The sequence below is a fragment of the Rhodococcus sp. NBC_00297 genome (assembly GCF_036173065.1).
In the GTDB taxonomy this organism is placed as follows: Bacteria; Actinomycetota; Actinomycetes; order Mycobacteriales; family Mycobacteriaceae; genus Rhodococcoides.
In genome coordinates, this window is the sequence record NZ_CP108041.1 from 1676050 (window position 1) to 1699746 (window position 23697).

The following is a 23697-nucleotide window of genomic DNA, read 5'->3' on the forward strand; positions in this document are numbered from 1 at the left end:
ACCGATGGCGCGCATCACCTCCCGCTCGGAGGCATTGACTCAGGGTTACACGGACTCCGAACTGCGGCGCATGTGCAGAACCGGAGATCTCACACGTGTGCGCCGTGGTGCCTACGCCAGCTCGGACGACATCGCGGACCTCTCCGGCCAGGAGCGCCACCTCCTCCTGGCGCGCGCGATGATGACGACCGGCAACACGGCCCCCGACGCAGTGCTGAGCCATGCGTCGGCAGCGATCGCTCACGGTATCGACTTGTGGAACGTGCCCCTCTCAGCAGTTCACATCACGCGCAACCGGCGTACAGGCGGCCGTACGGGCCCCGTGCGTCACGTTCATGCGTCGCCTTATGACGCCGACGAGGTCACCGATGTGGCGGGATTCCGCTCGACTACCGTCAGCCGCACCATTGCCGATCTGGCCTGTTGCCTGCCGTTCGAGGAAGCGGTCTGCGCGGCGGACGATGCAGCACGTCGATTCGGACTGGCAGGCGCGCAGGTCGAGGAAGTACTCTCTCGACGCCCCACCCGCAGTGGCCATGCGCGAGCCCACCGCGTAGCGCTGTTCATGGACGCCGGGTCCGAGAGTGTCGGTGAATCACGCAGTCGCGTGCTGCTACACGCTGCAGGCTTCGCGGTCTCCACTCAGCACACCATCACGTGCGGCAACACGTCCTACCGTGTCGACTTCTTGGTGGACGGCTCCAACGTGATCGGCGAGTTCGACGGTCGCGTGAAGTACGGACGGCTCGTACCGGCGGGCGAGACCCCGGCCGACGTGCTCTGGCGGGAGAAGCTCCGCGAGGATGCACTGCGCGACGCGGGCTACACGGTGGTGCGCTGGACGTGGCAGGACCTGGCCACGCCGAGCATCATCATCGAGCGCATCCGGCGAGCACTCGCCCGTAACCGCACACCCCCCGCATGAACCGCACACCCCCAGCAGCCTGCAGCGAAGGGTGTGCGCTCACCGCACCAGGTGTGCACACCCCCTCCAGGCGCGGAGCGGACCCTGGCGCGCGCCCATCCAGTCGCGGAGCGGACCCGGGACCCCTCAGCAACCGCGCAAAGCGCACACCCCCTACACGAACCGCACACCCCCAGCAGCCTGCAGCGAAGCGTGTGCGCTCACCGCACCAGGTGTGCACACCCCCTGCAGGCGCGGGCGGACCCGGCAACCCCCGACCACCACCACGTGCCCACCGTGCATGTCAGGACTCGACGATCGCCTTGATCGCGGCGAGCGTGCGGGGAATCCCGTCGAGTGCGGCGGTACGGCGGATCTCGATCTCCTCCTGCGCGCGATCGCCGAACTTCGTGTGGAAGTACTCGATCCCCTGCTCGGTGAAGAGCCACGATTCGGTGAGCTGCGTCGAGTTCTCGTCGATTGCCTCGAGGGTGTATCCCCACCGCACGAACGAGTCGCCGACGAGCCAGGCGAACTCGGTGCCCGGGATGGCGACGGCGACGGTCGAGACCGTCTCCCAGGTGCGGTCGGCGGTGACGTTGCGCCCGGTGAAGGTGGACCCGACCACGTCGGCGCTGCCACCGTCGTTCCACCAGCACTCCTGGCAGATCGGGCTCCACTCCCCGGTCCGGGTGACGTCGGAGACGAGGGCGTACACGGCGTCGGGCGACGCGGCGATCACGATGGAGTCGGAATGCTCGAGTGCGGTCATGCCTCGAGTATGCCGCCGAGCGGCGCCGTGAAGGTGGTTCGTCGCCGAAGTTCCTGCTCCGCCACCCGGATCGCCAACTGCAGGCGCTCCGCACGGCTCCCCGTCAACAACACCCAGGACCGGCCGGTGCGCGTGAGCGCGTCGAGGAACCACCCGGTCATGTCCGCCCGCACTTGTTCGCCGTCACGAATACCGTCCTGCACGAACGGAACTCCATGATGATCCGTCACCAGATACACGGCGGGGCGATCGTCGGCGACAGCGTGGTGTGACTCGGGGCCGAGGTAACGCCGCTCCCACACCGTCGTCGCGAACGCGTCGGTGTCGCAGATCAGCACAGGCGATCCGCGCCGCGCTGCCGCGTCCTCGTGGGCAGTCTGGGTGCGCGCGATGCGGGCGAAGTCGTCACCGGTCCACACGATGTCGTCGACCGACCCGGCCTCCGCGACCTTGTCGAGGGTGTCCTGCCGGCCGAACTCGTCGACGCACTCGGTGTCCGGCCACCGTTGTCGGAAGTGGGCAGCCAGCGCGCCGGCGACAGTGGTGGTGCCCGTCGACTCGGAACCCACCACGACGATGCGCGTCGCCAGACCGGCTCTGGCGGGCGCGTCGAGGCAGCGCCACGAGGCGGCGAGGTTGCGACGACACGCGGTCCCGGACACCGGGAAGGTGCTGCGCGGCAGATCGAACGGCACGTGTCGAGCGTCGAACCACCGCGCCAGTTCCTCGCCGTACGGCTCGCTGGTGACCACCACGTCGACGGGCTCGTTCCCGAGGGCCGCGCGCATGCACGCCACCTGGGCCGCCCACACGGCCCGTGAGGCGTGGTCGATCGGTGCGTCGCAGACGATGCCGGTGATCGTGACCGTCTTCTCGCCTGCGTGCGACTCGGTCATCCACGCCACACGGTCTCGCAGAGACACCGACTCCACGGTGGCTGCCATCACCACGACGGTCACCCGGTCGGCCACCGTGGCGGCGAACCGGACCATCGCGTGGTGACCGACGTGCGGCGGATAGAACTTGCCGATGATCAGCGCGTGCCTCATGCCGGCACCTCGACGGCGGCGGGGGTCATCGACCGTGTCCACGCTCGCAGCCCGGCAACGCACAGCGCGATGAATCCCAGATAGAGAACACCGGTCAGCACCAGGTCCTTGTAGAGATAGAGCGGCACGTACACGACGTCCGCGGCTATCCACAGGAACCAGGACTCACGACGCTTCGTCACCTGGCCCCACGTCGCCAGCAGTGACAGCACGGTCGTCACCGCGTCCCAGAACGGCACGACCGACGTCGTCGCGGTGTCGAGGAACCACGTCATGGCCAGCGTGGCCGTCACGCCGACGGCGCCGAGCCACCACCATTCCCGACGGCTGGTGGACGTGACCACCAGCGGCCCCTGCGTGCCGCCGCCGACCCACAGGACCCATCCGGACACGGCGAGAGCGATGTAGACGAACTGCAGCGCCGCGTCGGCGAACAACCCGGCGCCGAAGAACAGCAGGACGAACGCGAGGTTGTTGGCGATACCGATGGGCCAGTTCCACACCGACTGCCGTGCGACCAGGACGACGCAGGTTGCGCCCGTGACGAATCCGACGACCTCGACCCAGGACGTCGGTGCCCCGAACGACACGAACGCGGTGGATCCGAGCCACTCGATCAGGGTCATGACGCCTCCTTAGCGTGATTATGCGCTAAGCACGGCGCAGAAGTGCTCGAAGTGCAACTCGACCCCTGGTCAGGCCACCGGCTCGAGCAACTGCGGCCCGTTGTTGCGCACGCTGTTGACGGCCGTGCTCACCTCGTACGGAGACAGGTGCGGCTCGGGCATCGACTGGACCAGGTCCGCCACCGCGCCGAGATCGGTCAGCGTCGGGTCCAACCAGGCATCGCGCATGTCCGCAGGCACCACGACGGGTGACCGGTCGTGGATGTGCCCCAGCGCGTCGGTGGCCGTCGTGGTGAGCACAGTCGTGGTCCACACCCACTTGCCCGGATCATTCTCGGGCAGTGCGGGATCCGGCCACAGCTCGTACAGTCCCGCCATCGCGAGAACACCGTCCGTGTGCAGGAAGTGCGGGATCTTCTTCCCCTCGCGCTTCTCCCACTCGTAGTACCCGTCGGCGGGAACGAGGCAACGCCGCTTCGCCGCGGCCTTGCGGAACGCCGGCTTCTCGGTGATGGTCTCGGACCGCGCGTTGATCAGCCTGCTCGCGATCTTCCGGTCCTTCGCCCACGACGGGATCAGACCCCATCGGACCGTCCGCAGCTGGCGCGCTTCCTCCCCGCGCTCGAGCACGATGCGCACCGGATCCGTGGGCGCCACGTTGTAGGACGGTTCCGGCGCCTCCCCCAGCGCCACGGCGGCATCGAAGATGGACGACAGGTCGTCGTCGGACCGGGTACTGGCGTAGCGACCGCACATCCCTCGATTCTGCCCCGCACGGGTAGCGACATGCCAGGCGGTCTGGTTAGTGTCGGAAAGTACCGCAACCGACGAGGGGGATCGCATGTCGACCGTGGACGAGACACCCGGCGCGCTGCAGTCGTGGGGGCTGAGCAAGCAGTACGACGGGAGCGCACCGGCCGTGCGCGACCTGTCGTTGTTCGTGCCGGCCGGCACGCTGTACGGGCTGGTCGGACCCAACGGAGCAGGCAAGACCACGTTCCTGTCGATGGCGACGGGCATCGTGCGCCCGTCCGCCGGGCAGGTGTGGATCGACGGTCACGACGTGTGGGCCGATCCGGTCGCCGCCCGCGGGCGCGTCGGACTGCTTCCCGACGGGCCGTCCCTCCCCGAGGCCCTGCCCGGTCGGCGCGCACTGCACTACGTCGGAGTGCTGCACGGTCTCGATCCGGCGGTGGCGCACGATCGCTGCGAGGAACTGCTCGCGGTGCTGGACATCGCCGAGGCCGGCGACCGCGCGGTCTCCACGTACAGCGCCGGAATGAAGAAGAAGATCGGCCTGGCCGCGGCGATGATCCACTCGCCACGGCTCCTCGTGCTCGACGAGCCGCTGGAGGCGGTGGACCCCATGTCCGCCCGCACCATTCGGCACCTTCTCGAGAGTTTCGTCGCGCGGGGCGGCACCGCGATGGTGTCGAGCCACTCCATGCCGCTCATCGAGCAGATGTGCTCGCACGTGGCCATTCTCGCCCGCGGCTCTCTGCTGGCCGCCGGCACGATCGACGACGTGCGTGCCGGCAGCACCCTCGAGGGCGCGCTGTTCGACGCGGTCGGCGGCGGTGACCAAACGGCCGAGTTGCCATGGCTGGGCTCATGATCAGCGCGCCGGTCCGCACACTGTTGTCGTTGGATCGCGAGATACGCAGAGCAGCAACCGGATCGGGTGCCCGCATCGCGATCGTGATCACCGCGATCGCGTCGCTCGGGGCGATGTACGCGATCACGCTGAGCGCACAGCCCTCGGCGCGTGCCACGCTCGCCGCACTGTGCGCCGCAGTGGTGGTAGTCCTCACCGTCGTCGCTCCCCTGCTGACCGGAGTGGGCGACCGCGGACTCGTCCCGGCGCACGTGCGCCATCTACCGGTGCGTGCCGACGATCTCCGGAGAGCCCTCGCCCTCATCGGTGCGCGCAGCGGGGTGACCGTCTTCCTCGTCGTCGGACTCGCCCTCACGCCCGTCGCGGTTCCGGACGTCTCGCCCGTGGCACGCATCGTGACCGCCGTGATCGCCCTGCTCACCGTCGGTGTCGCGCTCGCCGTGTCCCGTGTCGCCGTCCTCCGCCTGGATGCGGCATCGCGCACTCCACGCGGCCGCATCCTCTCGACGATCGGTGGCACCGTCGTCGCCGCGGCCGCGTACGCGGCCTTCCTTCTGCTCGGCAACGTCTCGACGTCGTTCGCCGACAACACCTTCCTGCGCACCGCGGTGCGCGTCCTGCCGACGGGATGGGCGGCAGTGTCGAGCGAGGCAGTCGACGACGGGAGGTGGTGGGTGCCCGTCCTCGTCGCCGTCGCGCTCGCCGGACTCGGCGCACTGGTGGTGCGGTGGTGGACCTCGGCGGTGTCGGCCGGGCTCGACAGCACGCCGCCCCGCTCCCGGACCGACCGCCGTCGGACGACGACGTACCGTGCGCGTGGACCGATGATCACGGCCATCGCCGCCGAGAGCAGGTTGCTGCTGGTCGATCCGCGCCGAGTGGGACTGCTGACGATGCCGGGGGTGTTCCTGCTCGTCGGAGTCGTGCTCATGGCCACCTCGACCGACATCTACGGCCTGCAGTACGGCGCACCGATCGTGATCCTGCTGACCAGCAGCATGTTCGCCAACTCGTACGGCCTCGACGGCGCAGCGGCGTGGCGCGTCACGTCGGTGCCGGGTGTGGCGCGACGCGTCATCGACGCGCGTCTCGTCATCGCTGCGTTGGTGGCCGTGGTGTTCGGCGCCGTCGGGACTGTCCTCGGTCGCCTCGTCGGCGATCCGTCGCCGCGCACTCTCCCCGTGGCGGCCGCCGTCGTCGTGGCCGCGTCCCTGGCCACTGCCGCGGCCGGCGCCGTGCAGTCGGCTGCCAGCCCGTACGTCGTCGCAGGACAGACCGCGGGGAGCGCGTTCAACTCCCGCGGGTCGATGACCGGCCGTGCGATCGGGTGGACGCTCGCCGTGATGGCCGGGGGTGCCCTCCTGTGCCTGCCGGGCGTCCTGATCGCGCTGGCCCTCCCGGGCGTCCTCGTCTGGCTCGCGCCCGTCGTCTCCCTGCTGCTCGGCGGATGCATCGTGGTGGTGGCCCGGCGTCGAGCCGTCGCTCTGGTGACCAGCCGCGGCCCGGAGATCTTCGCAACCGTCAGCGCCTGATCACGATTCCGTGCACGATGTGGTCCGGGGAGCCGAGAGCGAGGAACACACAGGCATGACCATGCACGAACCGTCGACGCACGTCGTTCGCAAGACCAGCACCACCCTCGCCGACGGTCGAGAGTTGCTGTACTTCGACGACTCCGAGCCCTGGGTGTCCGGGGAGAAGACGCGGGACCTGGTGGACACGCGCCCCCTCCCCGCGTCGGAGTCGTTGTCGCAGATGCGACTCGACGTGCTCACCGGCGACTGGGTGGTCATCGCCGCGCAGCGGATGGACCGCACGTTTCTCCCACCGCCCGACGCGTCCCCGCTCGCGCCGAGCCGCCCGGGACGCCCACCCACCGAGATCCCCGCTGCCGACTACGACGTCGTGGTCTTCGAGAATCGCTTTCCCTCCCTCGCGCAGTCGGCAGCGGCGCAGCACCTTCCGTCGCACGTCGACGGCGAGGAGCTCTGGCCGCTCGCTGCCGGCACGGGCCGGTGCGAGGTGGTGTGTTTCGCCAGCGACCCCGACGCCTCCTTCGCCTCGCTCGACCTGCACCGGGTGCGCACCATCGTCGACGTGTGGGCCGACCGCACCGAGGCGCTGTCCGTCCTCCCCGGGGTGCGCCAGGTGGTCTGCTTCGAGAACCGGGGGCGGGAGATCGGGGTGACCCTCACTCACCCGCACGGGCAGATCTACGCCTACCCGTACCTGCCGCAGAAGACCGACGCGATGATCCGGCAGTCCCGGCTGCACCGGGAGCGCACCGGTCGCTCACTGCTGTCCGACGTACTGGACACCGAGCTGCGGTCCGGCCGCCGCATCGTCGTCGACACCGAGCACTGGGTGGCCTACGTGCCGGCGGCCGCCCGCTGGCCCGTCGAGGTGCACCTCGCCCCGCGCCGCGCCGTTCCCGATCTCGCTGCGTTGTCGACGGCCGAACGCGACGCGTTGGCCGGTGTGTATCGCGCTCTGCTGCGTGCGGTCGACGACTTCTTCGAGGGCGTCGACGAGGTGCCGTACATCGCCGCGTGGCACCAGGCTCCCGTCGGTGCGGACCGTGATCTGGGGCGTCTGCACCTGCAGCTGTTCTCGATGATGCGATCGCCGGGACGGATGAAGTTCCTGGCCGGATCCGAGTCCGCCATGGGCGCGTGGATCAACGACACCACACCCGAGGCCATCGCGGACAGGTTCCGGGAGGTGCTCGCGTGACCGCGTGGCTGCCGGTCGTCGACGAGGCCGAGCTCGCCGACGGTGCCGTCGAACGGTTCCGCACGACCTTCGGCGGCGAGCCGGACGGCGTCTGGATCGCGCCGGGACGGGTGAACCTGATCGGCGAGCACGTGGACTACGCGGGCGGGCTCGTCCTTCCCTTCGCGTTGCCCTACGTCACCGCGGTCGCGGCCCGCCGACGCGACGACGCAGTACTGCGGGCGGCGTCGACAGGCTCCGACATGCACTGGGGTATCGCACTGTCGGCCATCGCTCCCGGCAGCCCGGACGGGTGGGGCGCGTACGTCGCCGGCGTCTCGTGGGCGCTGGGGCTCACGATGGGCGCGGACATCGCGGTGCACTCGTCCGTCCCCGTGGGCTCCGGCCTGTCCAGCTCGGCTGCTCTCGAATGTGCTGTGGCGGTGGCACTCCGGGACCTGTTCGATCTCGACGCCGACCGGCGGGCACTGATCGACGCGTGCATCCGCGCCGAGAACGAGATCGCCGGCGCATCGACGGGCGGGATGGATCAGTCGATCGCGATGCTCGCGGAACCGGGCCACGCGCTGCTGCTGGACTGTCTCGACTTCTCCTCCCGGCAGATTCCGCTCGATCTCCCGGACGCGGAGATCCTCGTCATCGACACGAACGCACCGCATCGGCTGGTCGACGGTCAGTACGGCCGGCGGCGCGCGTCGATCGAGAAGGCGTGCGCCGACCTCGGCGTGACGACTCTGCGCGGTCTCGACCCGGAGGCGGCGGCGTCCGCGATGACCGACCAGGTGTCGGCGGCACGCGTCCGGCACGTCACCAGCGAGATCGTCCGCGTGGAGCAAGCGGCCGAACTCCTGAACGCCACACCCGATCTCGCGGCGTTGGGGGCGCTGCTGACCGCATCGCACCGATCACTGCGTGACGACTACGAGGTGAGCTCGCCCGAACTGGACTCCGCCGTCCGGGCATCGCTGGACGCCGGCGCGTTCGGCGCCCGGATGACCGGCGGCGGGTTCGGCGGTTCGGCCATCGCCCTGGTCGACCGGACGCGCACCGAGGCGGTCGCGGACGCGGTCACCGAGGCGGCATCGGCAGCCGGGCTGCCCACCCCCACCTTCCTCACCGCCACCCCGTCCGGGGCAGCGCACCGTCAGCGCTGAGAACGCCGACCCGAGACGACGAGTAGCGCCGCACCCAGAACCAGACCGACACCCCCGACGGACCACAGCAGCACAGGTCCGCGGTCGGTGAGCCACATCAGCTTGGTGGCCGACTCGCGGGCGCGGTCGAGCTGCTCCTTCTGCCCGTCCTCGTCGAGCCCGAGGGTCGCCTTGAACACGGTGACCTCCGGAACGGCAGGGTCGCGCGCGAAGTACTGGTAGGGCTGCTCACGACCGCCGACGAGACTGCCGCTGCGCGGCTCGACGTAGATGTCGCGAACGGTGGAGTAGTACCGCTTCATGGTGATCGACTGCTCACCGAGCCCCTCGAGCCCCCACTTCGACGCGGGCAACGTCACGGAGTTGATCGGCGACTGCGTCGTCTCGGAGAGATCGGCACCGGTGACCTGCGTGCGGAAGTGGTAGATCGGGAGCCCGTCCATCGAGATCTCCTCGACGAACTCGGCAGGGAAGCTCGTCCAGGCCGTCGCGTCGTAGACCGAGTACGTGATCGGCTGGGTGTCGAACGGGAAGCGCTGCTGATATCCGGTCCGCGGCACCGGGATGGCGGGCTTGCCGACGGTGGTCTGCAACGACGCCACCGGATCGACCGGCTGCGACGTACGTCGATCGACGGTGACCCGGTCGACCGACGCGGTCAGCAGACCGGCATCGCCCTCCCGGTCCGCACGGCGCACGGTCGCGCCGGACTGGAACGTCACGCGATCCGCGTCGCTCGGATCCTCGGTGGTGATGAAGCGCTGCACCACCAGCGGGACCCCGGTGGCCACGGAAAGCGGGCCGGGCCGCGTGATGGACGTCGCGTCGAGCACGTCGCCGCCGGTTCCCGGATCGGTGACCGCGACCGTCGTGGTGCGGATGTCCAGGGGCGTCACGGCGAGTCGATGCTCGACGTAGGTGGGCAGCATGATCGCCCCCACCACGGCCGCACTGCCGATCGCGAGCAGGACACACGCGCTGCCGCGCAGGAGGGTCGGTCGCGCCACGTCGGTCACCTGCTCCCGTACTGCACGTCGCCGAGCACCGAGGCCGACGGATCGGCGGTGACCACCGGCTCCGGCCGGACGGTCTCCTCGGCGGACCACGTCAGGCCCACTACCGCGCCGGCGGACAACACCCCACCCACGAGCAGGCTGGCCACAGCCGGCACCACGACACTTCTCACAGCCACGTCCCCCACATCCGATCCTCTACGTCCAACTGTGTCATTTCGGACACCGCCCGAGGCCGTCCCGACGTTGTGAACAGTCCACGATCTGGGCGCGGACCTCTGGAGGCTCCCGTTTCACCCGGTCGGGTCGCGGGTACAACCCGGCTCATGAACGAAACCCGGCACACGAGCGATACGGGCGGCCCCGCGCCGGCCGCGGCCGATCTGTCCACCGTGCAATTGGTCGAGCGCCTGACCCAGCAGGTGAGCACGCTGGTGCGCACCGAGGTGAGCAGCGCACTCGACGAGGTCAAGTCGAAGGGCACCAAGCTCGGGGTCGGCATCGGTGTCTCCGGCGCCGGCGCCCTGCTGCTGTTCCTGGGCCTCGCGACCCTCGTCGCCACCGCCGTCCTCGGCCTGGCGACGGTCCTCGACCCGTGGCTCGCGGCACTGATCGTCGCCGTCGTCCTGCTGATCGTCGGCGGCATCCTCGCCAAGGTCGGCGCGACCAAGGCGAAGAATGCCGTTCCGCCTGCACCTGCCGCCACCGTCGCCAGCGTCCAGCGCGACGTCGAGACCGTCCAGAACGCCCGAAAGGCTCACTCATGACCGACCCGAAGGACGCGTCCGAACCGCGTCACGCCCTGCGTACCGAGGCCGATGCCGAGCCGCCGTCCGTCGAGCAGCAGCGCGAGGAGCTGGCCGAGACCGTCGAGGCGCTCGCGGCCAAGGTCGACGTGCCCGCTCGCGTCTCCGCCGCGGCCCACGAGTCGACGGAGAAGGTGCAGGAGGTCGCTCAGCAGGGCGTCGCCAAGGCACAGGAGGGTGTCGCGCAGGTGAAGGAGAACCCGCAGGTCGCGGGCATCTCGCTCGCCGGTGCGCTCGCCGCCGTGGTCCTCGTGGCCCTGGTCCGCCGCCGCCGTGCGCGCACGGCGCTGCGCCGGCAGACCGTCCTCGACATCCTGGCCGGCCGATGACCAGCACGTCGAAGGCCTTCTACAAGCCACTCTCCCTGGCCACGAGCATCGTCGGTGGACTGGTCGCCGGACAGATCTTCAACCAGATCTACAAGCGCGTCGGCAAGAACGACGCCGAGATGCCTGATCCGAAGGACCTCTCACGCACCAACCGTGAGGTCCTGATCGCCGCAGCGCTGCACGGCGTCGTGTACGGGCTGGTCAAGGCCGGGGTCGACCGCGCCGGCGCCAAGGGATTTCGCGCACTCGCCAAGGAAGACCCCAAGTGACGATCATCAGAAGGAGCCTTTCGTGACCGAGAACCAGGGTGCAGCCTCCGAGGCGCGCAGCGACTTCGTCGACAAGATCAAGGGCCGGGCCAAGGAAGTGGCCGGCGCCGTGACCAACAACGACGAACTCGCCGATCGCGGACGGCTCGAGCAGGCGGAGGTGGAACGCCGCCGCGAGGCCGAGGCCACCGAGACCGCCGCCGCCCTCGAGATCGAGGAGGCGCAGCAGGACATCGCGGAGACGGAGGCCGAGGCGGACGTCGCACGGCAGTCCGTCGAGGACCGCACCGACGCGTCCGAGGCTGCGGCACAGAACGACCGGCTCCGTGCGCACACGACGGCGGAGGCCGACGCGATGCGTGACGCCGAGCAGGGTCGCGTCGCCGCCGAGGCACAGTCGGAGCGGCGCATCGCCGAGGCCACCAACGAGCGGCAGCAGGAGGAGGCCCGTGCGGCCGACGAGATCTCCGCTGCACGAAGCGAGTACGACGAGAAGCTCGACGAGGCCGACGCACTGGAGCAGGAGGCGGCGCAGGCACGCGAGCGCGCCGCCCGGGCCGAGCGCGAGGCCGCGTCGACCGACACCGAGGAGACCAAGTGAGCCTGTCCCTGCCCCGCCGGATCCTGCGACTGCAGTACTCGATCGCACGACTTCCGTTGCAGGCGTTCGAGTCCACCGTGATCAGTCGGCTCGACGCCGAGGGTCCGGTCCGTGCGACGTACCAGCAGATCGTCGGAAGCATCGACGCCACCGCGGGTGCCGTCCTGGGTGACGAGGACCTCGCGCGGCGCGGCCAGAAGATGCGCAGCGCGGCCGCGGATCTGGAGAAGGCCACCCGTCTCGAGGCGCAGGCCCGCGAGAAGCGTGCACAGGCGACACGCGAGACGCAGAACAGGGTCGACGAGGCGACGACGCGGGCGAAGAAGGCTCGCGAGACCGCCGAGGAGAAGGCGACCGACGCGGCCGACCAGGAGATCGAGAACAAGGTGGCCGCGGGCAAGAAGGCCGCCGCACGACTCGAGGACCGCAAGTCGCGCGCCGACGACATCGCCGACAAGCGGATCTCGGCGGCCGAGGCCGAGCGTGAAGCGAAGCTGTCGGAGGTCGAACGCCGCGAGGCCGAGGCCAAGGCTCCGCGCACCGAAGAGATCGAGGACGCGGCGGAGAAGCTCGAGGACGCCGCCGAGAAGCGCGACGACGCCGAACGCCTGGCGGACGTCGCGGAGGCGTCGAAGGACAGCTGACACCGCCCGTCGACTCACCGTCTGCCCCCGGACAGTCACTGGACTGCTCGGGGGCAGACCACTCGACGGGGCCGACAGTGAGACGATGGCGGACGTGAGCACATCAGACACGACGCCGCGCCAGGCCGGCCAGCGCACGCTGCGCCCGCTCGAGCAGTCCGTCAAGCTGCAGAACGTCCTCTACGAGATCCGTGGACCCGTGCACGCCCACGCCGCCCGTCTCGAGGCCGAGGGCCACCGCATTCTGAAGCTCAACATCGGCAACCCGGCGCCGTTCGGCTTCGAGGCACCCGACGTCATCGTGCGCGACATGATCGCCGCGCTTCCCACGGCGCAGGGGTACTCCGAGTCCAAGGGCATCATGTCGGCCCGCCGCGCCATCGTCACCCGCTACGAGCTGGTCGACGGCTTCCCGTTCCTCGACGTCGACGACATCTACCTCGGCAACGGCGTGTCCGAGCTGATCACGATGACGATGCAGGCGCTGCTCGACGACGGCGACGAGGTCCTCATCCCGGCGCCCGACTACCCGCTGTGGACGGCGATGACGACGCTGTCCGGCGGCAAGGCGGTGCACTACCGCTGCGACGAGGAGAACGACTGGAACCCCGACCTCGCGGACATCGAGTCGAAGATCACCGATCGCACCAAGGCGCTCCTGGTCATCAACCCGAACAACCCGACGGGTGCGGTGTACTCGAAGGAGGTGCTGCGGGGGATCGCGGCGCTGGCACGCAAGCACAGCCTGTTGCTGCTGGCCGACGAGATCTACGACAAGATCCTCTACGACGGCGCCCAGCACGTGTCCATGGCGACGATGGCGCCGGACCTGCTGTGCCTCACCTTCAACGGTCTCTCCAAGGCCTACCGGGTGGCCGGATACCGCGCGGGCTGGCTCGCGATCACCGGACCCAAGGACCACGCCGCGGGCTTCCTGGAGGGCATCAATCTGCTGGCTTCCACCCGCCTGTGCCCCAATGTGCCTGCGCAGCATGCCATTCAGGTCGCACTCGGTGGCCACCAGAGCATCGGGGACCTCATCCTGCCGGGCGGGCGACTGCTCGAACAGCGTGACGTCGCGTGGGAGGGACTCAATGCCATTCCCGGCGTGAGCTGCGTCAAGCCGCGCGGTGCGCTGTACGCCTTCCCGCGCCTCGATCCCGAGGTGCACGAGATCCACAGCGACGAGAAGCTGGTGCAGGACCTGCTGCTGCAGGAGAAGATCCTGGTGGTGCAGGGAACCGGCTTCAACTGGCCCGACCACGATCACCTGCGCATCGTCACGCTGCCGTGGGCCCGCGATCTGCGCACGGCGATCGAACGGTTCGGCAACTTCCTGTCGTCGTACCGGCAGTGACCGTCAGGGCGTTCGTCGAGGCGCTGCCCAAGGTGGAGCTGCACGTCCACCTCGAGGGGTCGATGTGGCCGAGCACGCTGAAGGCGCTGGCCGACAAGCATCAGGTCGAGGCCATCCCGCGGACGGAGGACACGCTGCGGGAGTGGTTCGAGTTCCGCGACTTCCCGCACTTCATCGAGGTGTACCTGACGTCGATCGGCGTGCTGCGCGATCCCGAGGACTTCGCGCGGCTCGCGTACGACAGCCTCACCGCGCTGGCGACGCACGCCGTGCGGTACACCGAGATGCACATCAGTCTCTTCGGGCACCTCATGCGTGGGGTGGACGCGGCGGCGGTGTTCGAGGGCGTCGAGGAGGGCCGGCTGCGTGCTGAGGCCGAGACCGGCATCGTCGCGCGCTGGATCCCCGATTTCCCGGGTGACTTCGGTACCGACGCCGCGAACCGCACCCTCGACGCCGTGCTGGCGCATCGCGTCGACTCGATCGTCGGATTCGGCATCGGGGGCATCGAGGTGCCGCGGGCGGAGTTCGCCGACGTGTTCGCGCGGGCGAGCGCGGCGGGACTGCACTCGCTCCCCCACGCGGGCGAGACCGGCGGGCCGGACAGCATCTGGTCGGCGCTGCGCGATCTGGGGGCCGAACGCATCGGCCACGGCATCGCCGCGCTCGGCGACCCCGAGCTCGTCGCGCACCTGATCGAGCACCGGATCCCGCTCGACGTGTCCCCCACCTCGAACATCCGGACCCGCGTCGTCGAGTCGCTCGACGTGCACCCGCTGCCGGCCATGATCGACGCGGGGCTGACGGTCACGCTCAACAGCGACGACCCGTCGATGTTCGGCACCGACCTCACCACCGAGTACCTCGCCGCACACGGCATGGGGCTGGACGGGTCGGCTCTGCGTTCGCTCGCCCTCGCGGGGGTGGACGCGTCGTACGCGGACGCGGACCTGAAGGAGCAGTTGCGGGCGGAGATCGCGGCGGTCGAACTCCCGGAGGTCTAGGGGCGCTGCACGCCGTCCAGCGCTCCACACCCCTCCCCGCAAGCTGCAGGGGGGTGTGCGCCTCACGGAACCCTCGCAGCACGGCGTGCCCGTGTTCCCGCGGGCGTTCCAGGTTCCCGCGGATGCTGCAACACCTACGAGAACCCGGAACCCCTACGGGAGCGCCGGCACACTCCCTGACCTGCGCTTGGTGTGACGCGCAGTGCCATACACCGCGCTGTGTGACACAACACAACGTCTCGGGCACATTTTTCAACCCCGTGATGATCGAACCGTGCGTTCGCGGGTATGTTCGTACATGAGCCCTTCGGGGTTCCGAAAGCGCCGAACGGCCCCCCACCCCCCCGGTGGGCCGCTCGGTCGGTGGCGGGGGACACCCCCCCTGCTTCCCCGCCACCCGCTTTCGTCCCGCGTCGCTCGCGCCCCCAAATCCTTGACCGCGCCACCGTTAGTGTTGGCGTCGTGACACACGGCCACGGACACAGCTCCGGTCCCGCCCCCATCGGGAAGATCGCCGCGAGACTGGTGCTCGGCATCCTCGCCGTCGTCGGCATCGCCGCGATCGTGGGCGTGGTGCTGCTGTGGCCCAGCGATCGCACCGTCGAGGTCCCCGCGCCGTTCCAGAGCGCGGCCGGCGGCGTCGTGGCCACCGAGTACGGCACCGTGGTGTCGCAGGACATCGGTCCGTGTGGCAGTTCGTCCAACGGTCGCGTCTTCAGCGGCGCCCCCACTCCGCCCACCGTCTCGGGCTTCGAGTGCAACCGGAGCATCGTCTCGATCGACACCGGCGTGAACGAGGGCACCCGCACCCTGCTCGAGGTGACGCCCGGGCCGGGCACCCCCGATCTGCGCGTCGGCGAGGAGATCCGCCTCGTCCGCGGCACCGACGACAGCGGGACCGCGATCTACGGGTTCGACGACTACTCCCGCACCACGCCGCTGCTGCTGGTGGTCGCGGTCTTCGCCGTCGTCATCTGCGTGGTCGCGCGGTGGCGCGGGCTGCGCGCCCTGCTCGGACTCGGTCTCGCGCTCGGAGTGCTGGTGGGCTTCGTGCTCCCCGCGATCCTCGACGGCCGGTCCGCCATCCTCGTCGCCCTGGTCGGCGGCACCGTCATCCTCTACGGCGTACTGTATCTGGCGCACGGGCCCAATCTGCGGACCAGTTCGGCGTTGCTCGGCACCGTGGTGTCGATGGGCGTCGCCGCGGGACTGTCCGAAGCGGCCATCAGGCTGACCCGGGTGACCGGTCTGTCGGAGGAACAGAACACCGACGTGCAGGCCTATCTCGACCACGTCAGCATCACCGGGTTGCTGCTCGCCGGGTTCATCATCGGATCGCTCGGCGTACTGAACGACGTGACGATCACCCAGGCGTCGGCAGCGTTCGAGCTCGCGGCACTCGATCCCGACGCCACCCGGCGGTCGATCTTCACGTCCGCGATGCGCGTCGGGCGGGACCACATCGCCAGCACCGTCTACACGCTCGTCCTGGCCTACGCGGGTGGTGCGCTGCCGCTGTTGCTGCTCTTCAGTGTCGCCGGCCGCTCGTTCGGCAACGTCCTGACCGGAGACGCGGTGGCCATCGAGATCGTCCGCTCGTGCGTGGGCGGCACGGCGCTCGCGCTCTCCGTTCCGCTCACCACCGCGATCGCCGTGATGCTCGCCCGGCCGCCCCGCGGACGCGCCCCCGTGAGCGGTCGGCACTCCGCGCGCTGACGCTCGACCGCGCATCGGGAAACTTCACAGAGTTCGGCCACGAGGTATGCACTGGCACTACAAAACATTCTCCTGTATTGTTTCAGTGGGTTCGGGAACCTGCGCGTTTGTTTGACGCAACTTCGCAGAGCACGACGACTATGTGAGGACACACAATGAACACTCTGGCCGCAGAGGACGTCGACCGTATCCGCCGGGTACTCGACAAGTACGGAAAGCTCCCGGTCGCCATCGACGCAGTCGCCAACGACGCCGATCTGTACGACGCAGGTCTGACGTCGCACGCGAGCGTCAATGTGATGATCGGCCTCGAGGACGAGTTCGATGTCGAGTTCCCGGATCGCCTGTTGCAGAAGGCCACGTTCGCGAGCGTCTCGGCCATCGCCGACGCCGTCGCAGAGCTGGCGTGATCTGAGATGACCACACTCGAGGCTCCCTCCGCCCTTCCCCCCATCGATCCGGACGCGCCCGCAGGCCTGGCGCAGATCCCGCTCGAGGACGTGCTCGCCGTGGTGCGCAGCAACGCCGAGCTCGTCGACCGTGAGGCTCGCTTCCCCACGGAGTCGGTGCAGGCGCTCAAGTCCGCGGGCCTGCTCTCCGCGTCGGTTCCGACGTCGCTGGGGGGCGCCGGACTCACACTCACCGAACTCGCGACCGTGGGCCGCGCTCTCGGTGGCGAGTGCGCGTCCACCGCGATGATCTACGCGATGCACCACACGCAGGTGTTGTCGCTGACCCGCCACGGCATGGAGTCCCCGGTCATCCGGGAGTTCCTGGCGAACATGGTCGTGGAGCAGCCCCTCGTGGCCTCCGCCACCACCGAGATCAACATCGGTGGCGACGTCCGCACCAGCGGGTGCGCGGTGGAGTACGACGGCGACCGCTACACGCTCACCAAGAACGCCCCCGTCATCTCGTACGGCGAGTACGCCGACGTCATCCTGGCCACGGCCCGTCGGTCCCCCGACGCAGCGCCCAGCGATCAGGTGCTCGTCGCGTGTCAGCGCGAGGACGTCACGCTGCAGAAGACCGGCACGTGGGACACCATGGGCTTCCGCGGTACGTGCAGCCCCGGCTTCATGCTCCGCGCATCGGGTTCGGCGGAGTGGGTCGTTCCCGCCACGTACAGCGACATCTCGGCCCAGACGATGCTGCCCTCGGCACACGTCCTCTGGGGTGGCGCCTGGTTGGGCATCGCCGACGCCGCGGTGCGCAAGGCTCGCAAGTCCGTGCAGAAGCTGGCCCGCAAGACGCCCGGTGTCACGCCGCCGTCCGCCGCGCGCCTCGCCGAGCTGCTCGTGGTCCATCAGCAGCTGTCCGACACCGTGTTCACGGCCGCCGCGAAGTTCGACTCCATCGCCGACGATCCGGCTGCGCTCAGCGCCATCGGTTTCGCGCTGCAGATCAACAACGTCAAGGTCACGGCGTCCGATCTGCTCATCGACATCGTCGCCCGCGCGCTGCTCATCTGCGGCATTGCCGGCTACCGCGAGGACAGTGAGCTCCGCATGAGCCGCCACCTCCGCGACTCGCACGGTTCCGCGATCATGGTGAGCAACGAGCGCATCCTCAACCACAACGCGCAGCTCTCGCTCGTCTACAAGGGGATCTGACCATGACCTCCACACTCGACCGCGACGTGGTCTCCGATCTCGATCTCGCCCGCGCCGATTTCCGCGATCAGCTCGTCGGTGCCGGTCTCCTCGTCCCCAGTTCCCTCGACGGTCTCTACGGCCGCTCGGGCGAGTTCGAGGACATCATCGATCTCATCGACTCCAAGGTGAAGGCCGCAGGCGCTGCCGCACACGGAGATGCGCTGCGCCGCTTCCGGTTCCCGCCGGTGTTCCCGCGCGACGCGTTCGAGAAGACCGACTACATCGCCTCGTTCCCCAACCTCACCGGTGCCATCACCACTTTCTCCGGTGACAACAAGGCCCACGCCGAGCTGCTCGCGGCACGGTCCGAGGGCAAGGACTGGGACCACTGGCTCGAGTCCGCCGGCACCATGCTGGTGTCGGCCGCGTGCCACCCGTCCTACTCCATGCTCACCGGTCAGCTTCCCGACGGCGGCACCATGCTCGACGTCTACGGGTACTGCTTCCGCCACGAGCCCGCCGTGGATCCTGCTCGCATGCAGGCGTTCCGGATGCACGAGTTCGTCCAGGTCGGCACCCCCGACCAGGCCGTCGAACACCGCGAGTCGTGGATCGAGCGCGGCATGACGGTGCTGGCCGACCTCGGGCTCGACGCCTCCCCCGTCATCGCCAACGACCCGTTCTTCGGTCGCGCGGGACGCATGCTGGCCGCGAACCAGCGCAACGAGAACCTCAAGACCGAGCTCGTGGTCCGCCTCTACGGCGACCTGGACGAGGGCACCGCGGTGGTGTCGTGCAATTGCCACCGCGACCACTTCGGCCAGACCTTCGACATCCGCACCGCGGACGGCAACGAGGCCCACAGTGCCTGTGTCGGTTTCGGTATGGAGCGCATCGCCCTCGCGATGGTGCGTACTCACGGCCTCGACACCTCACAGTGGCCGGCGTCGCTCCGCCTGAGCTGATCTACCTCTCGAGAACCGTCACCGTCGCCCTGGCTGTGCTGTTCACCGCTCGGACATGCCCTCGCGGCGTGGTCGAACCCGAGCGTGGCAGCAGAGTCAGGGCGCGGCCCGTTCCGGGGGCGAGGTGGAACCACGAGTCGGACGCCCGGTAGCCGTCCACGTCCACGCACACGTACTGCGCGGCATCCGTGCACGCGACGGTGAGGGTCCACCGGCCGTCGCCCTCCGGGGCCGCCGACGCGGTGAGACCCACCGAGTTCTGCAGCGGGAGCAGCCCGTTCTCCACCAGATGCACTGCCTCGGCGAGCACGGTGCCGTCCGGGGCGGCCAGCACGACACTCACCGCGTCGTTGGTGCGCGACCCGAATCGGTGAGCGTGCGTCATGTCGGTGAACCTGCCGACTACACCGTCCGCGGTACCGGTCCACGACGAGTGTGCATCGAGAGCGAGCTGCCGAACACCCTCGGCAGCAACGGCTCCCGTGCGCTGATGCGCCCGCACGGTGAGTGTTCCGGCGACGGGATCCGCGCCGTCGTTGATCACGTCGAGACGAAGCCCGTCCATCCCCTCGTCCGTCACGAGGACGGTGATCGGTGCGCTGGCCCGCGCCACCGCGTACCAGGGCGCCTTGGCGATGCCGGTGCTGTCGGTGAATCCCCATCCCGCGCCTGGCTCGAGGTCGCGCAGAGTCAGCACCAGCGCTCCCCCGCAACCCGAGTCCACCTGCCTCCAGAACCCGAACGACTGCGTCACCGCCTCACAGACGGCCGCGCGACCCAGGTCGAGGTAGCGCTCCGGATCGTCGCGGCGCACCGCGGACGGCTCCACGTCGAAGAGGGTGCGCACGTAGTGGTCTCGCACGTCCTCGAAGTCCCACGACGCTCCCCGATCACGCGGAACCGTGGCCTTCCAGCGCGGATCGTGGCCCGCCGGATGTGCCGAGCCGAACACGGAGTCGACGACGCGCCGCTCCGGGGGCACGGAGAACGCCAGGCACTCCGTCGCGAATGCCACCCGGGCGTACCGCACGTCCGAGAGAGGTCGCAGGTAGCCGCCGATGCCGAAGTAGTGCGCGAAGCCGGAGCCCACGTGGGTGGCGAGGTCGCCGCCCGACGGGGTGGACGGGACGTACGCGACACCGGAGAAGGCGTGCACCACGTCTGGAAGGATGCTGTCCAGCAGTGGTATCCGTGACTCGTCCGAGGCGAGCCCGAGCATCGTCGGCTGCTGGTACGTCTCGCTACCGCCGCTCACCACCACGAGGGAGGGCCCACCGGCGGTCGCGAGCATCGCCCGGACCTCGTCGACGACGGCGGACTCGACGGCGGGATCGTCCGGTGGATCGATGGTCGCCAGCATGACGTCCTGCCACACCATGATGCCCAGTTCCGAACAGAGCGTGTGGAACTCGGCCGACTCGTAGACCATCGTGCCCGTGAGTCGCACCATGTTCAGCCCGGCCTCGACATACGAGGTCAGGGTGTCCCGCAGGTGGTCGAGATCGTTCTGCAGCGTGATCGGGTCGAGCGGGACCCAGCATCCGCCGCGGCAGAAGACGGGCACCTCGTTCACGAGCAGCGTCGTGTCGCGCAGTGCGCTCGAGCGGAACCCCACTCGGAAGTGCACGACGTGACCGTCGACGGTCACGGTGACGTCGTGGAGGGTCGGATCACCGTGCGTGTGCGGCCAGCACAGGGCCCGCTCACCCGCGTCGATCTCGTCCGTCACTCGTCCGTCGGCATCGGCCGAGAGCTCGAACACGCTGTCGCCCAGCTCGATCCGCACAGCAGCGCCGGTCGTGGCCGCGCCGTCGACCTGCAGGACGCAGCGTCCGTCCCGCACCAGCCCGCGCACCGTCACGGCAGGGACGTCCACGGCAGGGACGTCCACGGCGACACAGCGCACGGCGCGCCAGGGTCCGACAGGAGCCGGGGCGCCGGTGAACACGGGGGCGCGGCCGAGCATCGAGGTGCGGACCCACCGCAGGCCCTGCGACGAGATCATGGACGATCGCCACCGGCCGCGCGGGCGGCGCTTCGCCAGTGCCGCGTCGAGCGAACGGCAGCACAGCGCGATCGAGACGGTGCCGGCGACGAGGGCCTCGACGGTGACGGGAACGAACATCGACGTGCTGGTGGTCGTCAGCGTCCCGTCGACCCAGACCTCCGTGAGGGTGGCGATGCCCTCGAGATGCAGCCGTATCGACTCCGTCCCGTCCGGCACCGACACCTCGGTGCGGAACCACCAGTCGCGCCCGTCGAGGTCCTCGATCGGCAGCCCCGCCGCGGCCAGCGCGCCGGCGACGGTACCCGGAACCCGTGCGGGCACAGCAGTATCGGTGTCCGGGAGACCATCGGGGCTCTCGACGGCACCGGCATCGGTCGACAGAAGCGTCCAGTGTGCGTCGGCCAGCAGATCGAGCGGCGCGGTCACAGTGCCGAACGCACTGCGTCTATACCGCGCTGCCAGGCCGCTGCCATGCCGGCCATCGAGTCACGCACGTCGACGTCGCGTCCCCGAGCGGCTCGCGCCATCCGGAACTGCACGGATTTGGCGCCGGACGCCACCTCCCGGAAGGGCTCGGCGGCAGCAGCCGCACCCTCGACTCCGCGGCGTTCGAGGTACTCGGCCAGGTCGGCCGCGAGTTCGGCGGTGGAGCCGCACTGACGGAGGGTGCCGAACGACCACAGGTGGAAGAAGTCCGGGCCCGCCTGCTGGATCAGCGCGACGTCCTCGACGACCCGCTCTCCGAGGCGCTCCACCGGGTTGCCCGCATCGGCGCGCTCGAGGTGAGCACGCACCACCTGCAGGTCGTGATCGTCGGTCTCCGGACCGGCGGCCAGAGCGTCACGGTCGACGACGACCCGTTCGACGTAGGGCGGCAGCGCCACCGTTCCGGGAGCGAGCGACCGAGCGAGTGCGCCGTCGAAGTCGTCACCCTCGAGGCGGAACAGACCGGCGTTGTGGAAGTAGTCGAGCCGGCGCGCGTCGGCATCGATGGCCGTCGGCACGATCGTCGTCTTGGTGTGCTCCCGGCCGTAGCTGGTGCCGTCGGTGTCGGGGAGGTAGAAGGCGTCGATCTCGACCGTGCTCAGCACACCGTCGTGCATGTTCTCGATCAGGTGCTCTCCGAACGGCTTCCAGATGTTCATCTCGGAGACGTCCACCCCGTAGAGGAGGCGGAGATCCTCGGGCTGGAACTTCACGAAGTCCCACTGCCGGCCGTCGAACCCCGCGCTGAGGGCGAACGCCAGTGCGGGTGTCGGATCGGCGCCCATCGCGTGCAGCAGTTCGATCCACAGGTCGACGTAGCAGTTGGTCTCGGACCACGTGCGCTCCGACGAGTGCAGCGAGTGCGATCGGTACGTTGCGGGATCGAGGTCCGCGGGCAACGGGGACCCGCCCACCGGCGTCGCCGAGAGATTCACCGTCACTGCTCCTCCATTGGTCGTCGACACGAGGTGTCGGCCCACGCGTTCACATCACGCACGACAGTAGCCGCGAGAGAGGTGATCAGAACCCCCCGAAGTCCCCGCCACCACCGAAGTCCCCGCCACCGAAGTCCCCGCCACCGCCGAAGTCCCCGTCGGTCTCGTCGGCGAACGGGTCGGCGGTGGTGGTGACGGGCGGCGGGACTCCACGCGACCCGACTGGCGCCACCGCGCTGGTGGGTGCCACGGACGGGGTGCTGACCGTGGCGGGGTCCATCGGCTCGGGCATCGAGGTGAAGGCCCACGCCGCGGCGCCCGCCATGACGGCGCACGAGAAGGCGAGGACGAGGGCGACGGGGACCCTGCTGCGCTTCGGATCGGGCACCGGTTCCCCGCCCACGTCGACGACGTCCGCGGGCGCCGACGCGTCGGGCTCGCGTTCCGGCTCGGCGGGGGCGGCCGCGAAGGCGACGGTCCGATCCGTGGACGAGGGCTCGGGCGCCGGTACCGACACACGCGTCGCGCGCGGGTCCAGCGCGGTGAGGACCGGAACGCCGAAGCGTTCCGCGGCAGCGATCGACAGGATCGGGATGGGCGAACCGCCCCCGACGAGGATCACCGCGTCGAGGTCGCGCTCGCCGAGAAGCGACGCCGCGGTGTCGAGCGAGAGGTCGAGCAGAGGGCGAACCGCGGTCTCGAACTCCTGACGCGTGATCAGTGTGGTGCCGCCGCCGGGGGTGCGCGCGACGGTCGCGGAGGACAGCGACTCCTTCACGCGGCGGCAGAAGACGATGACGTCCGTGTCGTCCGCGCCCTCGGCGGGGCGCTCCAGAATGCCGCGGTCGACGATGTGATCGAGCACGATGTGATCGAAGACATCCCCGCCGGCCACCGAGGAGTCGACGGAGCCCAGGACCGCCATCTCGTCGACGTCCACGAGGCTCGCCGTCGCGCCGCCACGGCCCAGGTCGTAGAGCAACACCGTGGTGAGACCGGACAGAACGCCCGAATCGACCACGTCCCGAGGGACCGACGTCACAGCTTCGGTGTCGGACATCCGTCGGCGCTTCCTCTCGGTGGATGGTGATTCCCCTGCGTTGTCACTTGTCACAG

25 protein-coding genes are annotated in these 23697 nt (G+C 69.6%); 16 read left to right on the top strand and 9 right to left on the bottom strand.

The window, feature by feature from the left end:
- Positions 1–4: 4 nt before the first annotated feature.
- Positions 5–925, top strand: a complete 921-nt coding sequence (locus OG947_RS07945; RefSeq protein ID WP_328813618.1) for a type IV toxin-antitoxin system AbiEi family antitoxin domain-containing protein — start codon at positions 5–7, stop codon at positions 923–925.
- A 283-nt stretch (positions 926–1208) separates the two neighbouring features.
- Here the strand turns inward: OG947_RS07945 and OG947_RS07950 are convergent, their stop codons facing one another.
- The 4 genes from OG947_RS07950 to OG947_RS07965 all read right to left on the bottom strand — a co-directional run bounded on the left by OG947_RS07950 (position 1209) and on the right by OG947_RS07965 (position 4107).
- Positions 1209–1676: an SRPBCC family protein gene (locus tag OG947_RS07950; protein ID WP_056444006.1), complete on the bottom strand. Its 468-nt coding sequence runs from the start codon at positions 1674–1676 to the stop codon at positions 1209–1211.
- Entirely contained in the window at positions 1673–2725 is a 1053-nt protein-coding gene (locus OG947_RS07955; protein WP_328813619.1) for an AAA family ATPase, read from the bottom strand. The genes OG947_RS07950 and OG947_RS07955 overlap by 4 nt, the downstream gene beginning before the upstream one ends.
- On the bottom strand, positions 2722–3351 hold the full coding sequence (gene pnuC / locus OG947_RS07960) for a nicotinamide riboside transporter PnuC (RefSeq protein ID WP_037186937.1): 630 nt from the start codon (positions 3349–3351) through the stop codon (positions 2722–2724). The genes OG947_RS07955 and pnuC overlap by 4 nt, the downstream gene beginning before the upstream one ends.
- Before the next feature lie 69 nt (positions 3352–3420).
- Positions 3421–4107 carry an SOS response-associated peptidase gene (locus OG947_RS07965; RefSeq protein WP_307109460.1) on the bottom strand — a complete coding sequence of 229 codons (687 nt, stop codon included), beginning with the start codon at positions 4105–4107 and terminating at the stop codon, positions 3421–3423.
- An 85-nt stretch (positions 4108–4192) separates the two neighbouring features.
- On the opposite strand from OG947_RS07965, the gene OG947_RS07970 reads away from it, so the two are divergent.
- From OG947_RS07970 to galK, 4 genes are read left to right on the top strand one after another with little or no spacing between them, the layout of a single operon-like run.
- Positions 4193–4966, top strand: a complete 774-nt coding sequence (locus OG947_RS07970; RefSeq protein ID WP_328813620.1) for an ABC transporter ATP-binding protein — start codon at positions 4193–4195, stop codon at positions 4964–4966.
- Positions 4951–6498, top strand: coding sequence for a hypothetical protein (locus OG947_RS07975; RefSeq protein ID WP_328813621.1), 1548 nt, complete (start codon positions 4951–4953; stop codon positions 6496–6498). Before OG947_RS07970 ends, OG947_RS07975 begins: the two co-directional genes overlap by 16 nt.
- Positions 6499–6553: 55 nt before the next feature.
- Positions 6554–7699, top strand: coding sequence for a galactose-1-phosphate uridylyltransferase (galT, locus tag OG947_RS07980; protein WP_328813622.1), 1146 nt, complete (start codon positions 6554–6556; stop codon positions 7697–7699).
- On the top strand, positions 7696–8853 hold the full coding sequence (gene galK, locus OG947_RS07985; RefSeq protein ID WP_328813623.1) for a galactokinase: 1158 nt from the start codon (positions 7696–7698) through the stop codon (positions 8851–8853). The genes galT and galK overlap by 4 nt, the downstream gene beginning before the upstream one ends.
- Here the strand turns inward: galK and OG947_RS07990 are convergent.
- Together OG947_RS07990 and OG947_RS07995 are read right to left on the bottom strand one after the other, a co-directional pair.
- A complete protein-coding gene (locus tag OG947_RS07990) occupies positions 8844–9860 on the bottom strand; it encodes a DUF3068 domain-containing protein (RefSeq protein ID WP_162246758.1) in 1017 nt (338 codons plus the stop codon). The two genes, galK and OG947_RS07990, sit on opposite strands and share 10 nt — an antisense overlap.
- A 5-nt stretch (positions 9861–9865) precedes the next feature.
- Positions 9866–10045, bottom strand: coding sequence for a DUF2613 domain-containing protein (locus tag OG947_RS07995; RefSeq protein WP_235579024.1), 180 nt, complete (start codon positions 10043–10045; stop codon positions 9866–9868).
- 147 nt (positions 10046–10192) lie between these two features.
- On the opposite strand from OG947_RS07995, the gene OG947_RS08000 reads away from it, so the two are divergent.
- The 11 genes from OG947_RS08000 to OG947_RS08050 all read left to right on the top strand — a co-directional run bounded on the left by OG947_RS08000 (position 10193) and on the right by OG947_RS08050 (position 19152).
- Positions 10193–10633 (top strand): phage holin family protein, encoded by a 441-nt coding sequence (locus OG947_RS08000; RefSeq protein ID WP_328813624.1) that lies wholly within the window; start codon positions 10193–10195, stop codon positions 10631–10633.
- Positions 10630–11001, top strand: a complete 372-nt coding sequence (locus tag OG947_RS08005; RefSeq protein ID WP_222647317.1) for a DUF3618 domain-containing protein — start codon at positions 10630–10632, stop codon at positions 10999–11001. Before OG947_RS08000 ends, OG947_RS08005 begins: the two co-directional genes overlap by 4 nt.
- Positions 10998–11270 (top strand): DUF4235 domain-containing protein, encoded by a 273-nt coding sequence (locus OG947_RS08010; protein WP_027506952.1) that lies wholly within the window; start codon positions 10998–11000, stop codon positions 11268–11270. Before OG947_RS08005 ends, OG947_RS08010 begins: the two co-directional genes overlap by 4 nt.
- Before the next feature lie 22 nt (positions 11271–11292).
- A complete protein-coding gene (locus OG947_RS08015; RefSeq protein WP_328813625.1) occupies positions 11293–11871 on the top strand; it encodes a hypothetical protein in 579 nt (192 codons plus the stop codon).
- A complete protein-coding gene (locus tag OG947_RS08020) occupies positions 11868–12515 on the top strand; it encodes a hypothetical protein (protein WP_222626572.1) in 648 nt (215 codons plus the stop codon). The genes OG947_RS08015 and OG947_RS08020 overlap by 4 nt, the downstream gene beginning before the upstream one ends.
- Positions 12516–12600: 85 nt before the next feature.
- A complete protein-coding gene (locus tag OG947_RS08025) occupies positions 12601–13872 on the top strand; it encodes a pyridoxal phosphate-dependent aminotransferase (protein WP_027506955.1) in 1272 nt (423 codons plus the stop codon).
- Complete coding sequence (gene add, locus OG947_RS08030) at positions 13869–14876, top strand: adenosine deaminase (protein WP_328813626.1); 1008 nt, start codon at positions 13869–13871, stop codon at positions 14874–14876. The genes OG947_RS08025 and add overlap by 4 nt, the downstream gene beginning before the upstream one ends.
- A gap of 462 nt (positions 14877–15338) precedes the next feature.
- Positions 15339–16592: a YibE/F family protein gene (locus tag OG947_RS08035; RefSeq protein WP_056443987.1), complete on the top strand. Its 1254-nt coding sequence runs from the start codon at positions 15339–15341 to the stop codon at positions 16590–16592.
- Positions 16593–16747: 155 nt separating this feature from the next.
- Positions 16748–17002, top strand: a complete 255-nt coding sequence (locus OG947_RS08040; RefSeq protein ID WP_027506958.1) for an acyl carrier protein — start codon at positions 16748–16750, stop codon at positions 17000–17002.
- A gap of 6 nt (positions 17003–17008) precedes the next feature.
- Complete coding sequence (locus tag OG947_RS08045) at positions 17009–18205, top strand: acyl-CoA dehydrogenase family protein (protein ID WP_027506959.1); 1197 nt, start codon at positions 17009–17011, stop codon at positions 18203–18205.
- A 2-nt stretch (positions 18206–18207) separates the two neighbouring features.
- Entirely contained in the window at positions 18208–19152 is a 945-nt protein-coding gene (locus OG947_RS08050; RefSeq protein WP_027506960.1) for an amino acid--[acyl-carrier-protein] ligase, read from the top strand.
- Position 19153: 1 nt separating this feature from the next.
- Here OG947_RS08050 and OG947_RS08055 read toward each other — a convergent pair whose 3' ends face one another.
- The 3 genes from OG947_RS08055 to OG947_RS08065 all read right to left on the bottom strand — a co-directional run bounded on the left by OG947_RS08055 (position 19154) and on the right by OG947_RS08065 (position 23641).
- Positions 19154–21586 (bottom strand): glycosyl hydrolase 2 galactose-binding domain-containing protein, encoded by a 2433-nt coding sequence (locus tag OG947_RS08055; RefSeq protein WP_328813627.1) that lies wholly within the window; start codon positions 21584–21586, stop codon positions 19154–19156.
- On the bottom strand, positions 21583–22587 hold the full coding sequence (locus tag OG947_RS08060) for a DUF1839 family protein (protein ID WP_442973103.1): 1005 nt from the start codon (positions 22585–22587) through the stop codon (positions 21583–21585). The genes OG947_RS08055 and OG947_RS08060 overlap by 4 nt, the downstream gene beginning before the upstream one ends.
- A 79-nt stretch (positions 22588–22666) precedes the next feature.
- Positions 22667–23641: an Hsp70 family protein gene (locus tag OG947_RS08065; protein ID WP_328813628.1), complete on the bottom strand. Its 975-nt coding sequence runs from the start codon at positions 23639–23641 to the stop codon at positions 22667–22669.
- Between the last annotated feature and the right edge of the window lie 56 nt (positions 23642–23697).